Annotated in this window: 19 protein-coding genes; 10 read left to right on the forward strand and 9 right to left on the reverse strand. The window is 66.0% G+C overall.

Going from position 1 to position 16804, the window contains the following annotated elements; all coding sequences use genetic code 11:
• Positions 1-78: 78 nt before the first annotated feature.
• Positions 79-1083, reverse strand: coding sequence for an iron ABC transporter substrate-binding protein (locus ShzoTeo12_RS25695; RefSeq protein ID WP_318913042.1), 1005 nt, complete (start codon positions 1081-1083; stop codon positions 79-81).
• 222 nt (positions 1084-1305) lie between these two features.
• Between ShzoTeo12_RS25695 and ShzoTeo12_RS25700 the strand changes: the two genes are divergently transcribed.
• A complete protein-coding gene (locus ShzoTeo12_RS25700) occupies positions 1306-2874 on the forward strand; it encodes an iron ABC transporter permease (protein WP_318913043.1) in 1569 nt (522 codons plus the stop codon).
• Complete coding sequence (locus ShzoTeo12_RS25705; protein ID WP_318913044.1) at positions 2871-3905, forward strand: ABC transporter ATP-binding protein; 1035 nt, start codon at positions 2871-2873, stop codon at positions 3903-3905. The genes ShzoTeo12_RS25700 and ShzoTeo12_RS25705 overlap by 4 nt, the downstream gene beginning before the upstream one ends.
• 40 nt (positions 3906-3945) lie before the next feature.
• On the opposite strand, the gene ShzoTeo12_RS25710 is transcribed toward ShzoTeo12_RS25705, so the two are convergent.
• On the reverse strand, positions 3946-4839 hold the full coding sequence (locus tag ShzoTeo12_RS25710) for a helix-turn-helix domain-containing protein (RefSeq protein WP_119255277.1): 894 nt from the start codon (positions 4837-4839) through the stop codon (positions 3946-3948).
• A 158-nt stretch (positions 4840-4997) separates the two neighbouring features.
• Between ShzoTeo12_RS25710 and ShzoTeo12_RS25715 the strand changes: the two genes are divergently transcribed.
• The 3 genes from ShzoTeo12_RS25715 to ShzoTeo12_RS25725 all read left to right on the forward strand — a co-directional run bounded on the left by ShzoTeo12_RS25715 (position 4998) and on the right by ShzoTeo12_RS25725 (position 8594).
• Complete coding sequence (locus tag ShzoTeo12_RS25715) at positions 4998-6248, forward strand: cytochrome P450 (RefSeq protein ID WP_318913045.1); 1251 nt, start codon at positions 4998-5000, stop codon at positions 6246-6248.
• Between the two features lie 27 nt (positions 6249-6275).
• On the forward strand, positions 6276-6596 hold the full coding sequence (locus ShzoTeo12_RS25720; RefSeq protein ID WP_119255279.1) for a 2Fe-2S iron-sulfur cluster-binding protein: 321 nt from the start codon (positions 6276-6278) through the stop codon (positions 6594-6596).
• A 270-nt stretch (positions 6597-6866) separates the two neighbouring features.
• Positions 6867-8594, forward strand: a complete 1728-nt coding sequence (locus ShzoTeo12_RS25725; protein ID WP_318914373.1) for a chloride channel protein — start codon at positions 6867-6869, stop codon at positions 8592-8594.
• A gap of 21 nt (positions 8595-8615) precedes the next feature.
• On the opposite strand, the gene ShzoTeo12_RS25730 is transcribed toward ShzoTeo12_RS25725, so the two are convergent.
• Positions 8616-8939, reverse strand: coding sequence for a hypothetical protein (locus ShzoTeo12_RS25730; RefSeq protein ID WP_318913046.1), 324 nt, complete (start codon positions 8937-8939; stop codon positions 8616-8618).
• 204 nt (positions 8940-9143) lie between these two features.
• On the opposite strand from ShzoTeo12_RS25730, the gene ShzoTeo12_RS25735 reads away from it, so the two are divergent.
• Positions 9144-9359 carry a hypothetical protein gene (locus tag ShzoTeo12_RS25735; protein ID WP_318913047.1) on the forward strand — a complete coding sequence of 72 codons (216 nt, stop codon included), beginning with the start codon at positions 9144-9146 and terminating at the stop codon, positions 9357-9359.
• A gap of 101 nt (positions 9360-9460) precedes the next feature.
• Complete coding sequence (locus ShzoTeo12_RS25740; RefSeq protein WP_318913048.1) at positions 9461-9691, forward strand: hypothetical protein; 231 nt, start codon at positions 9461-9463, stop codon at positions 9689-9691.
• An 18-nt stretch (positions 9692-9709) separates the two neighbouring features.
• On the opposite strand, the gene ShzoTeo12_RS25745 is transcribed toward ShzoTeo12_RS25740, so the two are convergent.
• The 5 genes from ShzoTeo12_RS25745 to ShzoTeo12_RS25765 form a co-directional block, all read right to left on the reverse strand.
• Entirely contained in the window at positions 9710-9970 is a 261-nt protein-coding gene (locus ShzoTeo12_RS25745; protein WP_318913049.1) for a DUF982 domain-containing protein, read from the reverse strand.
• Positions 9971-10066: 96 nt separating this feature from the next.
• Positions 10067-10381, reverse strand: a complete 315-nt coding sequence (locus ShzoTeo12_RS25750) for an AzlD domain-containing protein (protein ID WP_119255284.1) — start codon at positions 10379-10381, stop codon at positions 10067-10069.
• On the reverse strand, positions 10378-11118 hold the full coding sequence (locus ShzoTeo12_RS25755; protein WP_318914374.1) for an AzlC family ABC transporter permease: 741 nt from the start codon (positions 11116-11118) through the stop codon (positions 10378-10380). Before ShzoTeo12_RS25755 ends, ShzoTeo12_RS25750 begins: the two co-directional genes overlap by 4 nt.
• 148 nt (positions 11119-11266) lie before the next feature.
• Positions 11267-11743, reverse strand: coding sequence for a hypothetical protein (locus ShzoTeo12_RS25760; protein ID WP_318913050.1), 477 nt, complete (start codon positions 11741-11743; stop codon positions 11267-11269).
• A 148-nt stretch (positions 11744-11891) separates the two neighbouring features.
• Entirely contained in the window at positions 11892-12944 is a 1053-nt protein-coding gene (locus ShzoTeo12_RS25765) for a D-alanyl-D-alanine carboxypeptidase family protein (RefSeq protein ID WP_318913051.1), read from the reverse strand.
• 205 nt (positions 12945-13149) lie between these two features.
• On the opposite strand from ShzoTeo12_RS25765, the gene ShzoTeo12_RS25770 reads away from it, so the two are divergent.
• From ShzoTeo12_RS25770 to ShzoTeo12_RS25780, 3 genes are all read left to right on the forward strand, one after another.
• Complete coding sequence (locus ShzoTeo12_RS25770) at positions 13150-13737, forward strand: undecaprenyl-diphosphatase (protein WP_318913052.1); 588 nt, start codon at positions 13150-13152, stop codon at positions 13735-13737.
• An 86-nt stretch (positions 13738-13823) separates the two neighbouring features.
• The gene (locus ShzoTeo12_RS25775; protein ID WP_119255289.1) at positions 13824-14198 is read left to right on the forward strand and encodes a hypothetical protein; all 375 of its coding nucleotides are present in this window, start codon (positions 13824-13826) and stop codon (positions 14196-14198) included.
• A 349-nt stretch (positions 14199-14547) separates the two neighbouring features.
• Positions 14548-15207, forward strand: coding sequence for a hypothetical protein (locus ShzoTeo12_RS25780; protein WP_318913053.1), 660 nt, complete (start codon positions 14548-14550; stop codon positions 15205-15207).
• Positions 15208-15216: 9 nt separating this feature from the next.
• On the opposite strand, the gene ShzoTeo12_RS25785 is transcribed toward ShzoTeo12_RS25780, so the two are convergent.
• Positions 15217-16782: an isochorismatase family protein gene (locus ShzoTeo12_RS25785; protein WP_318913054.1), complete on the reverse strand. Its 1566-nt coding sequence runs from the start codon at positions 16780-16782 to the stop codon at positions 15217-15219.
• Positions 16783-16804 lie beyond the last annotated feature (22 nt).

Below are 16804 nucleotides of genomic sequence, written 5' to 3' on the forward strand. Positions count from 1 at the left end.
CAATGCAGCCTCCCCGCCTTGGCAGGGCAAGCCGCAGGTTGTGCTGCGCGCCCGCCTTGGAGCGCGCAGCACGGCCGCTCAAAACAGGCCGGCGGCGGTCATCAGTTCGACGACCTTCTTGTTGTCGAGCGTCGAGGCCTCGACCTTGGGGGCGTCGAGGTCCTTCAGCGGCACCAGCTTGGGATTGGACTCGCCGGCGATCGCATATTCATAGGACGTGCCGTCACGCAGGATGGCCTGACCGCCCTTGCCGGTGATCCACTTGAGGAAGGCCTGTGCTTCCTTCTGGTGCTTGCCGGACTTCAGCACGCCGCCGCCCGAAATGCTGACGAAGGCGCCCGGATCCTGGTTCTTGAAGTAATGCAGCGCGACATTGTTGCTGTTCTCGCCGGTCTTCGCCTGATCGCCGAACCAGTAATAGTGATAGATGACCGCGCCCTCGATCTCGCCGGCATTGACGGCCTTCATGGCGACGCTGTTGCCCTTGTAGGGCGTGGCGTTTTCCTTCATGGCCTTGAGCCAGCCGGCCGTCGCCTCCTCGCCCTTCAACTGCAGGAGCGCGCCGACGATCGCCTGGAAGTCCGCGCCGGCCGGAGAAGCGCCCCAGCGGCCCTTCCAGGCGGGATCGGCAAGGTCCATCATGGATTTCGGCAGCTTGTCCTCGGCCAGCTTGGTCTTGTCATAGGCGAAGACCGTCGAGCGGGCGGCGATACCCGTCCACATGCCGTCCGCCGGGCGGTATTCCGCCGGCACTTGGTCGAGCGTTTCCTTGTCGACCGGCGCGAAGCGGCCGGATTCGTCGAGCAGCACCATCGCCGGGGAATTCTCCGTCAGGAAAATGTCGGCCGGCGACAGGTCGCCCTCTTCCAGGATCAGGTTGGCGAGCTGCATGTCGCTGCCCTTGCGCACGACGACCTTGATGCCGGTCTCCTTGGTGAACGCCTCGATCCAGGCATTGCCGAGCGCTTCGTGCTGGGCATTGTAGACGACGAGTTCATCGGCTTCCTGCGCGCGGGCGCCCGACGCCAGCATCGCCGTTGCAAGCGATAGCGCCGCGAATGTTACCCGGATCGATTGGTTCATGACAGTCTCCTTCGTGGATCGTGGCTGCGCGGGCGGCGGATGCGGGTCTGCAACTCCGGCGCCGGCAATTGCGCCCTTCCAATAGCCGAATGCGGCCTGCGGCACCAGAAACCATTGCGTTTTACTCAAGAAATCCTTAGGGCAGGGGCAGGCCGCCATTGCCGCGCAATGGGGACCGGCTCCTCGTGATGGCATGAAGGCACGGCCTTGTTGCAGCAGAATATGGCAGAAACCCTCGATAGCGCCTGGCCGGTGCCCACAAGGCGGCGGACGGCCCGCATTCCCTATGCTCCTGTCGTGGTGCTCGCCATGCTGGTCGCGCTGGTCAGCCTCGTGCCGCTCGGCTTCATTGCGCTCGTCACCTACGATGTCGGCTGGGAAACGGTGAAGACGCTGGTCTTCCGACCGCGCGTCGGCGAGCTGGTGCTCAGCACGGTCTATCTGGAGCTTCTCACCATTCCGCTATCGATCGCGGTTGCCGTCGGCATGGCCTGGCTTACGGAGCGCACCGATATTCCCTTCCCGCGCCTGTGGGCCTGGCTCGCCGTGACGCCGCTCGCGGTGCCGGCCTTCGTGCACAGCTACGCCTGGGTCAGCCTCGTGCCGGGCATGCGGGGGCTGGCAAGCGGCGTCTTCGTCGCCGTCATTGCCTATTTCCCCTTTCTCTACCTGCCGGTCGCCGCCGCGCTGCGGCGGCTCGACCCGGCCGTGGAAGATGCCGCGGCCTCTTTGGGGCTCGCCCCGACCGCCGTCTTCTTTCGCGTGGTGCTGCCGCAGCTTCGCATCCCCATCTGCGGTGGTTCGCTGCTGATCGCGCTGCATCTGCTGTCGGAATACGGCCTCTTCGCCATGATCCGCTTCGATACGCTCGCCACGGCCATCGTCGACCAGTTCCAGTCCTCCTATAACAGCCCCGCCGCCAACATGATCGGCGGCGTTCTGGTGACGTGCTGCCTGCTGCTGCTCGGCCTCGAAGTGCTGCTGCGCGGCAACGAGCGCTATGCGCGCGTCGGCTCCGGCACGGCGCGGCCGAACGATCGGCGCCGCCTCGGCCGGCTGCGGCTGCCCGTCATGCTCCTGCCGCTGGGCCTTGCCGTGCTCACGCTCGGCGTGCCGCTCGCAACGCTCTGCCGCTGGCTCTGGGTCGGCGGGCTCGGCATCTGGACCGGCGGCGTGGCGCAGGCCGTGCTCCAGACCATCGTGCTGGCGCTTGCCGGCGGTGTCCTCGCCACCGTCGCCGCCTTTCCCATGGCCTGGCTTTCGGTGCGCGCGCCCGGCCGGCTGCAACGGGTGCTGGAGGCCTGCCACTACTATGTCGGCTCGCTGCCCGGCGTCGTCGTGGCGCTGGCGCTCGCCTCCCTCACCGTGCGCTACCTGCTGCCGCTCTACCAGACCTTCGCCATGCTGCTCGCCGGCTATATCCTGCTCTTCCTGCCGCGTGCCATGGTGGGCCTCAGGGCCAGCATCGCGCAAGCGCCGGTGGAGCTGGAACGCGCGGCCATGGCGCTCGGGCGCACGCCGGGACAGGCGGTGCGGCAGATCACGCTGCGGCTTGCCGCGCCGGGAGCTGCGGCCGGCATCGCGCTCGTCGCGCTCGGCATCGTCAACGAGCTGACGGCGACGCTCATGCTTTCGCCCATCGGCGTCGAGACGCTCGCCACCCGCTTCTGGTCGCTGACGAGTGAGATCGATTATGTCGCGGCCGCGCCCTATGCCGTGATGATGGTCGTGCTTTCCCTGCCGCTCACCCTTCTCCTCCATGCCCAGTCGAAAAGGACGGCCGGCCAATGACGCTGCTCGATCTGGAAAACATCAGCCGGCGCTACGGGCCGGTGCGGGCGCTGGACGGGGTGAACCTTTCGGTGGCCACCGGCAGCCGTACGGCGGTGGTCGGCCCCTCCGGCTCGGGCAAGACGACGCTGCTGCGCATCATCGCCGGCTTCGAGCTTCCCGATACGGGCCGGGTGCGCTTCGACGGCGCGCTGCTGGCCGACGGGCCAGCGGGCGTGCCGGCGCACAAGCGCGGCATCGGCATCGTCTCGCAGGACGGCGCGCTGTTCCCCCATCTCAGCGTCGCCGACAACATCGCCTTCGGCTTCGAGCGCGGCGCGCCCGACCGGGAGAAACGGATCGAAAGCCTGCTGGAGATGGTGGAACTTGAAGCCGCGATGGCGACCCGCCGTCCGCACCAGCTTTCCGGCGGGCAGCAGCAGCGCGTGGCGCTCGCCCGTGCGCTCGGCCGCCGGCCGAAGCTGATGCTGCTGGACGAGCCCTTCTCCGCCCTCGACACCAGCCTGCGCGAGAACATGCGCAAGGCCGTGGCGCGCGTGCTGCAGGCCGCCGGCATCACCGCCATCCTCGTCACCCACGACCAGACCGAGGCGCTGTCCTTCGCCGACCAGGTGGCGGTGCTGCGCGAAGGGCGGCTGGTTCAGGCCGGCCCCCCGCAGGCGATCTATCACCAGCCGCGCGACCGCGAGACGGCGCTCTTCCTCGGCGACGCCGTGCTGTTGCCGGCCATCATCAAGAACGGATTTGCCGATTGCGCGCTCGGACGCGTGGCGGTCGACGGCGATCATGCCGGCAAGGCGGAAATCATGCTGCGGCCGGAGCAGATCCGCGTGGCGGTCGACGGCGCGACGCCGCAGAACGGCGGACGCGTGGTGGACGTGCAATTCGGCGGCGCGGTCTGCACCATATCGGTGGCGCTCGCCGACACCGCCCTGCCGCCCATCGTGCTGAAAACCTCCAGCGTCGCCCTGCCCTCGCCCGGAAACCTCGTGCGCCTCGACGTCGCCGGCAAGGCGCACGTCTTCGCCTGACGGGCGCTGCCGCGCAGGCAACCGGGCCATCCGGCTACCGCTATCGCCGCCCTATTGCATTTCCCGCCGCCGGCTTTGCGGGCACCGGCAGGCCGTGGCCTTCGCGAAAGGCGCTGGGAGCAATGCCGACGGTGCGGGAGAAGTCACGGCTGAAATGGTATGGATCGGCATAGCCGCAGGCGAGCGCGACGGCGGCGACCTTCTCCGCCGTGCGGGTCAGCAGCCCCTTGGCGTGGTTCATCCGCTCGTGCCGCAGCCAGTCCATCGGCGTCGTGCCGGTCAGGCGGCGGAAGCGGCGGTGAAGCTGCGACGGGCTGAGGTCCGTGATGGAAGCGAGCGCCTCGACGCTCCAGCCGCGGGCAAGGTCCGCCCGCATGGCCTGGATGGCAAGGCCGATACGGTCGCCGTCGTCCTCCCCCTCCTCCCCGCGTTGCGCCGCCAGCAGCGCGACGATCTGCGCCACGAACGCGTTCGACACCGCTTCCGCCGCCGCAGGCCGGGTGCGTAGCGCCTCGACCGCCGCCTCGAAGAGCGGGCGGGCACCGGCGGTCCCACCCGGCTCGAAAAGCGGCGCCCGGCCGACCTGCAGCAGATGGAAGACACGCTCCAGGGCCGCACCCTCGCAGCCGAGCCAGACATAGTGCCAGTGCCGCGCCTGCGGGTGGCAGCCGTGGCGGTAGGCGAGAGCCGTATCCAGCCAGGCGACGCTGCCGGGCGCTGCCGTGCTCACCGCGCCGCCGACCCGGATCTCCCCGAGACCGGAAAGCGTGCAGATCAGGGTCTGGTGATGGAAGCGGCGGGCGACCGGCGGGTCGGCCGGCGTGAAATAGGTGTGGCCGCCGACGAGAATCCGATAGGGATAGGCGGCCGCATGCCGCCCCGGCGTCTGGAAGAAGATGGCGTTGTCCCTGTTGTCGGGGTCCTTGTCGGGCATCTCTGTCGCCTTCGCATGTCGCTCAGAAAGCGGCCTATCACGCCGCGACCGTCCATGCGAGTTTTATCCATCATCCTGCGCCTGCGATGCATTCCCTCGCCGGCGGAATCCTCTAGTTTGGCGTGCTTCCGCCGGCAGGCGATGTTTTCGGAGACTTGATGGACATGACCGCGCCGCTCCAGGCTGACATGGATTTTCAGCCGCTTTCCACCGCCTTCGCCCAGAATCCCTACCCGGCCTATGCGGCGCTGCGCGCCCGCGGCGAGCCGGTCTACTTCGCCGATTTCGACATCTGGCTGGTCACCCGCTTCGACGACGTCGCGGCCATCGCCCGCGACAATGCCATGGTGCGCTCGGCGGAATTCTTCATGTCGCCGGAAGAGATCGAGGAACAGCAGCGGGCGCAGAACTGGCATGACATGCCGCACCATTCCCGCTTTGTGCAGTTCTCCATGCTCGACAGTGACGGCGCGGTGCACGACCGCCTGCGCAAGCAGGTCTTCCGCGAGTTCACGCCCGCCTTCATCGCCCGCCAGCGCGGCATGATCCAGGACTTCGTCGACCGGCTCGTCGACGGCCTGATCGACCGCGGCGAGATCGATTTCGTCGAGGACCTCGCCGCGCATGTGCCCGGCCATATCATCGGCCGCGTGCTCGGCGTGCCGGACGAGGACTGTCCGCAGCTGCGCGTCTGGTCGGAAAACGTCGTGCGTTTCTTCGACATCGACCGTTCCGACGCGCGCAAGGCCGCCGCCGAAAAGGCGACCACCGAGTTCTACCACTATCTCCTGAAGCTGATGGCCGCCCGCAGGGCCGTCCCTGAGGACGACATGATCACCCGCCTGATGGCGGCGCAGGATGCCGGGCACCTCAACGAGGACGAGCTGGTCTCCACCTGCATGCTGATCCTCATGGCCGGCCACGGCTCGACCATCGATGTGCTGGGCTCGGGCATGCACGCATTGCTGCGCTATCCCGACCAGATGCAGCGCCTTCGCCAGGAGCCGGGCGTCATCCAGACCGCGATTCAGGAAATGTTCCGCTTCGAATCGCCGCTGCCCTTCTTCCATCGCTATGCGACGGCGGACTGTCAGATCGGCGGCCGGTCGTTTGCCCGCGGCACGAAATTCGGCCTGCTCTACGGCGCGGCGAACCGCGATCCGGACGCCTTCGGCGCGGATGCCGATACGTTCAACATCGCCCGCAATCCCAACCGGCACCTTGCCTTCGGCGGCGGCGCGCATTTCTGTCTCGGCAACCATCTGGCGCGGCTCGACATGGAGGTGATCTTCACCACCCTGCTCAAGCGCATGGAGACGATCTCGCTCGCCGAAGCCGAGCCGCAATACAAGACCGGCCTTTCGGTCCGCGGCCCCAGGGCGCTGAAGATCGCCTTCAAGCCGGCCTGACCCTTCCTCGCACATCACGGAAATCCCATGCTCAAGATCAGTTTCATCGGCAATGACGGCAGCACCATCGAGGCGAGCGTCGAGGATGGCCAGAGCGTCATGTCGGCCGCCGTCAGCAACGGCGTCGATGCCATCGCCGCCGAATGCGGCGGAGCCTGCGCCTGCGGCACCTGTCATTGCTACATCGACGAGGATTGGCTGGACCGGCTTTCGCCGCCCGACGACTTCGAGGAGGCAATGCTGGAATGCGTCTCCAACCCGACGCCGCAGAGCCGCCTGAGCTGTCAGGTCAAGATGTCCGCGGCGCTGGACGGCCTCGTCGTGCGCCTGCCGCCCTCGCAGTACTGACCCGGTCGGGCAGGCCCGCCCTGCCCGCCTCCCATCCCTTCCTGCCGCCGAATTGGCGATATTCGGCGGGTTGCGACCAAATTTGCCTTTGACAGACGGGCAGGCGGGATTAAATCCCCTTACCGATCATCCCGCACCAAGGGAACAAGGACCGTCGCACGCTCGGCCGGAAGGACGATGAAACAGCATACGATTCGCCATTTCGGCCTGCGCAAGCGGCTGCGGCAGTTGCGCCCCTCGGTGCTCTACCGGTTCCTCAGCCTGGAACTGATGCGCACGCTGCCGCGGCGAAGCGAATTCGGCCTCGTCATCGCCGGTGTGCTGGTCGGCATCGCCGCCGGTCTTTCCGTCGCCGCCATGACCCTTATCGCGCGAACGATGCATTCGACGATCTTCGGCCTTGCCCCTGACCAGCGCCTCAGCGGCGCGGCCGTCGAAAATCCCATCCTGCTGCTCGTCGCGCCCATTGCCGGCGGCATCCTGCTCGGCATTCTCCTGCTGCTGCTCGCCCGCTGGCGCAAGCGGCCGCTGGTCGACCCGATCGAGGCCAATGCCCTGCATGGCGGCCGGCTGTCGCTGACCGACAGTCTCGTCGTCGCGGTGCAGAACCTCATTTCCAACGGCTTCGGCGCCTCGGTGGGCCTGGAAGCCGGCTATACGCAGGTCGCCGCCGGATTCGCCTCGAAATTCGGCAGCAAGCTGAAGCTGCGCCGCTCGGACATGCGTATCCTCGTCGGGTGCGGCGCGGCGGGCGCCATCGCCGCCGCCTTCAATGCGCCGCTGACCGGCGCCTTCTATGCCTTCGAGCTGATCATCGGCGCCTATACCATCCTCTCGCTGACGCCGGTGGTCGTTTCCGCGCTTGTCGCCAATCTCGTTGCTCGTCTGCTTTCGCCGAGCGATGCCGGCATCGATGTCGGCAGCGTCGGCTCGGTGCTGCCGGCGGACTATGTGCCGGCCCTCCTCCTCGGTGCCATCTGCGGCGGCGTCGGCATCCTGCTCATGCAGGGCGTCGCGCTGGTCGAGGAGACCGCCCGCAAGAGCGCCATTCCCGGCTATGTCCGCCCGGCGATCGGCGGGATCATCGTCGGCCTGCTGGCCATGATCAGCCCGCAGGTGCTTTCCGGCGGCCACGGCGCGCTCCATCTCAATCTCGAGGCGAACGTGACGATCCTCGGCCTGCTCGGCCTGTTCCTCCTGAAGGCGGTGGCATCGGCCGTCTCGATCGGCTCGGGCTTTCGCGGCGGCCTGTTCTTCGCCTCGCTCTTCATGGGCGCGCTGATCGGCAAGCTCTTCGCCTTCGCCGCGCCCTATCTCGGCCATGCCTCGCTGGCGCCGGCAAGCTACGCCGTGGTCGGCATGAGCGCGCTTGCGGTCGCCGTCATCGGCGGGCCGCTGACCATGACCTTCCTGGCACTGGAGGTGACGGGCGACTTTCCGATGACCGCGCTGGTGCTGGCCGCGGTCATCACCTCGTCCTTCATCGTGCGCACGCTGTTCGGCTACTCCTTCGCCACCTGGCGATTCCACCTGCGCGGCGAGACCATCCGCAGCGCGCACGATGTCGGCTGGATCCGCAACCTCACGGTCGACAAGCTGATGCGCGCCGACGTGCGCACCGCAGACGCCGCCATGCCGCTCGAGGAGTTCCGCGCGCGCTTCCCCATCGGCTCGACGCAGCGCGTCATCCTCGTCGACGAGGCCGGGAAATATGCAGGGCTGGTGCTTGTGCCGGAAGTCCATGCCGATCTGGTGGAGGCCAAGGATGGCGGCGTGCTGGTGCGGGACGTCGCGCGCCACCGCAGCGACGTGCTCCTTCCCACCATGAACGCCCGGCAGGCCGTCGCTCTCTTCGACCAGACCGAAAGCGAAGCGCTCGCGGTGGTCAGCGACATGATCGGCCAGCGCGTGATCGGCCTTCTCACGGAAAGCCATACGCTGCGCCGCTACAGCGAGGAACTCGACCGCAACCGCCGCGAAATCTCCGGCGAGCTGTGAGGGAAGAAAAAACGCCGCAGCCTAGCGATCGGCAAGAGCATGCTCGGGCCGCGCCGCGTCCCTTGCTTCCAGCGCCGCCTCGATCTGCCGGATCACCTTGACGGCTTCCAGCAGGATCGCCTGCATCTCGTCGTCGTAAAGATGCAGCGGCACCCTTCCCGCCTGGATGAGATCGACGGCCTCGGCCGATTCCTGGAGGTAGTCGGACTGGCCGAGCGCCTCCCAGCCCTCATGGATCGTGATATAGGCGCGTCCCAGGAGGCGGAGCTTTTCTCCCTCCGAGAGCGTGGGAACTTCGGCCGCAGCGCGGCTCAGTTCGGCAATGACGTCCGGAATGCTTTTCATGGGGCACCTCGGATGCGCGAAAATACGCGGCGCAACCGGTTCATCGTTTATAAAAGTTAGCGCTTATATGAACAAAAACAAGACACCTTTACCCGCTTGCCGCGAATTTTTCATGAAGCCGGGAAAGAGACGCCGGAGCGCCGCAACGTTCGCGCAAGGACGCTGGCGCATCTTCCGCGGCCAATGAAATGGCAGGAGAAATGCGTGTACGAGAAATCGGGCATCTTCACATCCAGCACCGAGCGCGCGGCATGGAGCATCGCGGCACGCCATCTTGCCCGCGGGCAGAAGGACCCGGTGCAGATGATCGTCGAAGGCATCGAGGAGGAGCGCCGGCGCTGCATCGAGCTACTCTATGCCGCAGCGGGCGAGGATGCAAAAATCCCCTCCTTCCTCGCCGATCCCGACAGCGAATGGTAGCCGCTCCCACTCTCGATTTTTTGAAAGGACCGGCGGTGCCTGCACCTTGAACACCGGCGGTCCGATGCCCAGATCAGCGGACACGACGACGGGTGGACGTTATGGGTGATATTTATTCAAAAGGCACGTTTGAACCGGATGAACTGGGTGCATTGCAGCAGATCTTCACCGAAGTGACCTCGCAGCCATGGTTCGACCAGACGGACGAGACCAAGGTGGAATTTGCGAAATATCTGTTCGAGACCTTTCCGGCCGTCTCCTTCGACGCGCGCAAGCACCGCTCCATCATCGAGGCGTCCGCGCGAATGTTCTACTCCCGCGAGGCCTCCTGAGACGGCAGCCCTTCCCCCCTACTGCAGGTGCATGAGGATATGCGCTTCTTCCGCCGCTTCCACGAAGGCGCGGCGGACGTCTTCGTCCTGCGCCTCCTCTTCCAGGGCGTCCGCACAGACTTCCAGCGCATGAATGAAGGCGCGGCCATGATCGATGGGCCAGCAGTCCGTCAGGAGGATAGCGGCTTCCCGCGTCGACCCCACCATGAAGGGCCCACCCAGGGCTTCCAGGTTGATCGCGACGCCGGCCGGCCAGTCTATGAGCAAGGACGTATCCATGGTCTTGCCTCCTGCGCTATCAATGCAGGAATGCTACTTTAGGTTCCAGAAAATTCCGTGCTATCGGACATATGGCGGGCCGGGATCGAGGCCCGCTCAGGGTATCAGCATCACGCCGAGATAGAGGATCACGCCGACGAGCACGGTCGCAAAGAGGCTGCGCGTCAGGAACGCCACCACCGTGCAGCCCACGGCAGCCGCCACGGTCGCGGCTGTTCCGCCATCCTCGCCGGCATATTTCACCAGTTCCAGCGTCACGATCGCGATCATGATGCTGGAGGGGATGAAGCCGAGCCAGGCCATGGCGAAGGCCGGCAATCTTGCGCCGGCCAGGAAGACGATGGGCAGGGCGCGGATGCAGATGGTGATCGCCGCGCAGATCGCGACGGTCAGCAGGAAGGAGCCTGTCATGACGGCATCCCCCGGCGTTCCCGGATTTGCAGCGCGGTCGCGCAGATCGTCGCGGCGAGGGCCGTCGCGACCAGGACGGAGACATTGACGTCGAGGACGCGCATCGTCGCCAGCACGGCGGCGGCCGACGTGACCATCGCCACGATCTCCAGCCGCTTCCGGGCGCTGCCGAAATAGTTGAGCGCCAGCAGCCCGATGAACATGGCCGTCAGGCTGAAACCGAGGCCATGCGAGATGCCGGCGGGGATGACCGCCGCGAAGAGGGCACCCATGAAATTTGCGACGATCCAGTTTACATAGGCCGCCACGTTGAGCCCGAGCATCCAGCGATAGGGCAGCGCCCCGCGTCCCGTCGCGAACTGCGTGGCGACGCCGAAGGTCTCGTCGGTCAGCAGAACGCCGCTGATGAATTTCTGCATGGTCGAGGCGCCCGAGAAGAAGCGCGCGAGATAGGAACTCATCAGCAGGTAGCGGATATTGACGAGTAGCACCGCCAGCACGACCGCCGACGGCCCCGCCCCCGCCGTCCAGAGGGAATAGAAGAGGAACTGCGCGGAGCCCGCATAGAGCAGGGCGGAAAGCAGCAGGATCTCGCTGATGCTGAAACCCGAGATCGCGCCGATGGCGCCGGAGGCGAAGCCGATGCTCCAATAGCCGAGGATCGTCGGCCCGCAGGCGATGACGCCCTCGATGAATGCGGAGCGCGCACCGGCTGCCGTGATGTTCTGTTCTGGCATGTCACTCAAGTGTCTGTTCGTTGACCCGCCTGTTGCGGCGGGGCGGGAATTTCGGCCTGCACGACCGGAGCGCAGATATAGCGATCCGAAGGAAGGGTGTCACGGGCTGACGACCCGTTCCACCAACCGCCGGCTCTTCACATGAAAGCTACTCCCGGCATTCCGCCGGCACGGCCTCGTCGAGGCTGCCCGCGGCGGCCGGCTTCAGGCTGCCCTTCTCGATCTGGAGGGGGCGAAAGGGCGGCTCCTGGATCGCGGGGTTCACCTGTCGCACCACGTAGCAACCCGCGAAGACCTCTTCCTTGCCGTCCGCGCGATGGGCGCGGATGGCGAGGGGAACCTGAAAATAGACGCTGCCGGCAGCGCCCTCCTCGCTGACGGCGCCGAGCGCCACGTCGACGGCCTCGGTGCCGGCATAGCCTTCAGCGAAGGCCGCAAAGTCCGCCGCCGGCTTGCGGTCGCCGAAATAGTCCCAGGCCCGGGCATATTCCTTCCGGTCGATGGCGTTGTAGAGCGACCTGACGAGCGAGGCCGCATCGGAGCGGTCGTCACGGTAGGCGGGGTCGGCGGCTGCGGCATGGGCAGCGGCAAGAACGACAGCGGCAACCGAAAGATATCTGATCATGGCGATCCTCCTCTTTCGCGACCGGGCATGGCGGGCCGGCAAACCGGGCCTGGAGCATGTCCAGCAAAAGCGCAAAGCGGTTTTGCGTTCGCAGATGCGGCAGAACAAAGAGTTAGAGCGTTTTCGCGACTTGGAAAGCGGAAACGCCCTAAGACGGACGCCGGGCGGGAACCGGCACATCCTTGAGATTGTCGTTGGCCCAGGTCCTGATCGCACGGACCTCGCCGGGGATCTCGTCCTTCAGATAGCTCGCGTGGCCCGGCAGGCCCATGGGGTAAAGCGCATCCCGACTTGCCTCATAGGCCGCGCTCTTGTCGGTGCACAGGCGGATGCGCATGTCCTCCGGCTGCAGATCGCCCCGGTTCTTCAGATCCTCAAGACGTCCCGCGCCGCTCGCAAGGCGCCCGTCGAAGGCCTGCGTCAGATATTGCGCCGAACGTTCGTTGCGCTCGCGCTCGGTCGTCGCCCCCATCATGACGACCATGACGCGCTTTCCGTTGCGCGTGGCGAGCCCGACATAATTCCGGCCGGAGGCACAGAGAAAGCCAGTCTTCATGCCGATCGTGCCGCTGAAACGTGTCAGCAGCAGGTTGTTCGACTTGATCTCCTTGCCGTCGATCGTCACCGCGGCCGCCTGGAAGAAGCGGCTATATTCGGGAAAGGCCCGGTCCACTTCCAGCCCCAGCAGCGCGAGGTCGCGCGCGGTCGTATAGTTGGTCTTGTCGAAAAGCCCGTTCGGATTGGAAAAATGCGTGCCGGTCATGCCGAGGCGCGCGGCCGCGTCGTTCATGCGCTGGACGAAGGCCTTCTCGTCGGGCACCACCGCTTCGGCAAGCGCCACGGCGACGTCGTTGGCCGAGGCGGTCAGCATGGCGAAGAGCGCATCTTCCAGCGTCATGGTCCGCCCGAGGGTGAGGCCGGATTCCAGGAACGCCTGCTTCGTCGCATTGCGGGTCATGGTGACGGGGGTGGCAAGGTTCACCTCGCCGGCCCGGATGGCCTCGAACACCACGAAGGCGGTCATGAGCTTGGTCGTCGAGGCGGGATACCAGGGCGCACCCGCCTCTTCCTGATAGAGCACCTGATGGTTCCCGGCATCCACCACGAGCACGGGCGTGGCATTCGCCGGGGCTGCGAGCAAAAGGGATGCGATGAACGCCAGTCGTGTCCATGGCCGTCCGGCCGTCGGGGTCTTGATCATGCGCCAGTCTCCGGAGGAAGGCCCCTAATGCCACGAGGCGCGGCCGGAAGACAAGCATTTAGGTCGGTAAAGATGTCGCGGGTGCCCCGGCGGCTACCCGCTCACGTTCGCCTCCCCATTCTCCACAGCCTTTTCCTCCGGGCGGCATGATGCCGCCACGATCCGGGCCCAAGTCGCGGAGTGACATGCATCTGACAGGCCCTTCATGCGCGATTTCGATACCGATCTGTTTCTGCTCCTGAATGCCGGCACCACGCCGAATACGGTTGTCGCGTGGCTCGCGATCTTCATCGCGAAGTTCGTCATTCTGGTCATTCCGCTTTATCTCGCCTGGCTGTGGATCGCGGGCGGCCGGCGCAACCGGCTGACGGCCGTCGCCCTCGTTCTCGCCTTCCTGCTGGCGATCGTGCTGAGCTATCTCATCGGGCTCGTCGCCTTCCGGCCGCGCCCCTTCATGGCCGGCGTCGGGCATGCGCTGGTCGAACATCGGCCGAACGGCTCCTTCCCGAGCAATCACGGCCTTGCCTTCGCGGTCTCCGCGGCGCTGCTGTTCATGATACGGCGGCGCAGCGCGGCCTGGTGGGCGGTCGGGCTCGGCCTCCTGGTGGCGTGGTCGCGCATCTATATCGGGGTGCACTATCCGCTCGACATGCTCGGCGCGGCGATCCTCGCCGTTCCCCTCGCCATGGCCTCGCTCTGGATCATGGACCGGCAAGGCAAGGCGATCCTTTCCGTGCTGGAGCATCTGCAGGCGCTTGCGCTCCGCCCCCTTGCCAGAAGGATGCGGCCCTGAGGCCGGCACTCTTCGCGGAACAAATCCGCCCTTGTGGAATTTCGCGATAGTCCGGTTCGCTCGGTCGCCGTGCAAGGGAGGAAAGAATGAAGTGGATTGTCGGTGCTGCTCTCGTCTTCGCCTCGCCAGCCTATGCCCAGAGCCCGGAGCTTCAGGCGACATGCACCGACATCGCCAAGAACTTCTTCATGACGGACACGCTCAATATCGGCGTGGTGCAGTCCTTCCCTGAACTGAAGCCGCCCGGCGTGCGCTTCACCTATTCCCAGCGGGCCGACCAGCAGAAATCGGAAATGACCGACGAGTTCGAATGCGAATTCGACAAGGCGGAACACCCCTATACGTTGCGCCGCTTCTGCGTCTCGCGGACCTGCTACTCCGCTCAAGAGGACGACGGCGACCGCAAGCGGCGCTTCGATGAATTGCAGATCCTCCTGAAACGCGCGCAGAAATCACCGTGAACCCGGCCCGTTGCATTGCGATCCTTGCATAGGTGAAATGCACAACCAATGCTTGTCACTTCACCGGAATTCAAACATATTCGGGACGGCTGATGCATATGGCGGCCTTTCTCCTCCCAGTACCGCCGCAGCAGCTGTTCCCCTCTGGAGGTTCAGATCTCCACATCTCATGGGCCGCGGTTTCCGACGGCCCATTTTTTTGCGCCGTCGCCCGAACCCACGAGACATATCCTCCGCCTGTCCCATCGATCAGCTGGAACCGCACGCATTTTTCTGAAATATAGCGCGTGCATGCCTGCCGCGGCCCCATGGCCGTCGGCGCGGAAGGAAACAAACGATCGTGAATGCCATGAAATCCACGCGCCCGCTATGCGCCGCCCTTGCCATCCTGTGCCAGATGGCGGGACAAGTACCCGCCTACGCCGAGGAGGCGCAGCCGGATGCCGCCGCATTCGAGCTGACGCCCGAGACATTGGCGGCCCTTGCCGAATGCAGGGCGCCGCGCGAGGCGCTAAGCGAAACCGGAATGGTGCTCTTCATGAGCGGGAGCCTGCCGGCATGGCTGAAGCCGGTCGCCGACAACGGCCATGAGGGAATGCTGGGTCTGGAAACCTTCGAGCTCGCCGAGCCCGTCGCGGTGTTCGGCAAGCCCGTCACCCGCATCTCTTTCCTGCAGGAATGGGTGGTGATCGAGGACACCTATGACGCGGCGCGGACGCTGATCGAGGCAAAGGGCATGAAGCGCGCGCCGATAAAAATGACCGAGCAATATTACCGCTTCGCCGACCCCGAAAGCGGCCCGATGCTCGGCGCCTTCGCCCCGACGGACAACGCGCTCGCCATGATGCTGGGGGCACCCGCGGAAACGGGGACCCCGAAGACGATGTTCGTCGGCTGCAACTATACGGTCGCCTCGCAGCAGGAATTCCTCGATGCCGCCGGCAAGGCCGACGCGACGGCGACCGGCGCCGGGGCGGACATCATGGAGATGCTGGAAGGCGAGCCTTGAACGTACAGACTAGCGCAGGGCATCGATCACGTCGGCCGACCGGGTGACAGCCGATACGTTCTGGAGGGCGTAGTTGATCGCGGCGTTGTGCCAGTCGGCATTCATCGTCGAGCAGCAATCCTCCGGCACGATCATGATATAGCCCTTATCCGCACCGGTGCGGGCGGTGTGCTCGATGGACATGTTGGTCCATGCCCCGGTGACGATGACCATGTCGCGCTGCTGCGCCTTCAGGATCGTCTCGAGGCGCGTGCCCTCCCAGGCGCTCATCCGCATTTTCTCCACGACATGATCGCCCGGTTTCGCCTCGAGCCCGTCGACCGGCGCCACGCCCCAGCTGCCGCGCACCAGCGCGTTGCTCTCCACCACCCCCTCGAAGAGTGGCGCATTGAGCGTCAGGCCCGCCGCCCCCGGTTCCACGACGAACCAGACATGGATGACCGGCACGCCGAGCGCGCGGCAATGGTCCGCCAGCCGCGCGATGTTGCCGATGGCGTTCTGCTCGCGGCAATGCTGCGGCGCGCCGGAACCTGCAAAGGCCCCGCCCTCTATCACCACGTCGTTCTGCATATCCTGGATGATCAGCGCGCAGCGCGCCGGATCGAGTACCGCGCCGGAAGAGGCCGCTCCTGATCCCGCATCGGTGCGCATGCTTGTTGCTGTTGCGGCCATGAACGGCTCCCTGCGCGGCCCGACCCGCGTTTCAATCGTGTAGACGGAGGTGGTGGCGCAGACATGGAGCGTGCGCCAGTCCGGCCCGCCCCAGTGCATGTTGGCGGCCTCCTCCGGGATCGCGACCTTGCCGACAAGCCTGCCGCCCGGGTTATAGACCCAGAGCCCGCCGGGCGCCGTCACCCAGACATTACCCTCGGCATCGCATTTCATTCCATCTGGGAGACCCGGCCTGCCGGGATCGCGAATGCCGCTCGCGAACATCCGTCCTTCCGAAAGCGAGCCGTCCGGCCGCACGTCGAAGACACGGATATTCGCCTGCTCGGTGTCGTTGATATAGAGAAGGCACTCATCCGGCGAGAAGCAGAGGCCGTTGGGCTGGGAGAAAAGATAGCGGCTGGTGACGAGCTGCGGCTCGCGGCTTGTCGAGCCCGGCGGAATGCGGAACACGCCCTGCCAGCCGAGCTCGCGCGGGCGCTCGACGCCGAAACCCGCCATGCGGCCGTACCACGGATCGGTGAAATAGATCGAACCATCCGAGCGGATGCAGAGATCGTTCGGCGAATTCAGCTCCCGCCCCTCGAAATGCGAGGCCAGCACCTCCCGGCGCCCGTCCGGGCCGATCCGCGCGACGCTGGAGGTCGCATGCTCGCAGACGACGAGATTGAGCGCGGCATCGTAGGTCATGCCGTTGCCCTTGTTGGAGGGCCGCGCCACCTCGCGTACGCCGGAGCGGTCGAGCCGACGCCGCACGTCGCCGGGCATGTCGGAAAAGAGCAGGTAATGGTCCAGCGGATGCCAGACCGGACCTTCGGTGAAGATGAAGCCGGTACCGGCGCGCGTGACCGCCGCCTGCGGATCGATCAGCCGCTCGAAGGCGGGATCGAGTGCTTCATGAACCATCGCGCGCCCTCCCCGAGGCTCG

It is taken from the genome of Shinella zoogloeoides (genome assembly GCF_033705735.1).
In the GTDB taxonomy this organism is placed as follows: Bacteria; Pseudomonadota; Alphaproteobacteria; order Rhizobiales; family Rhizobiaceae; genus Shinella; species Shinella zoogloeoides_A.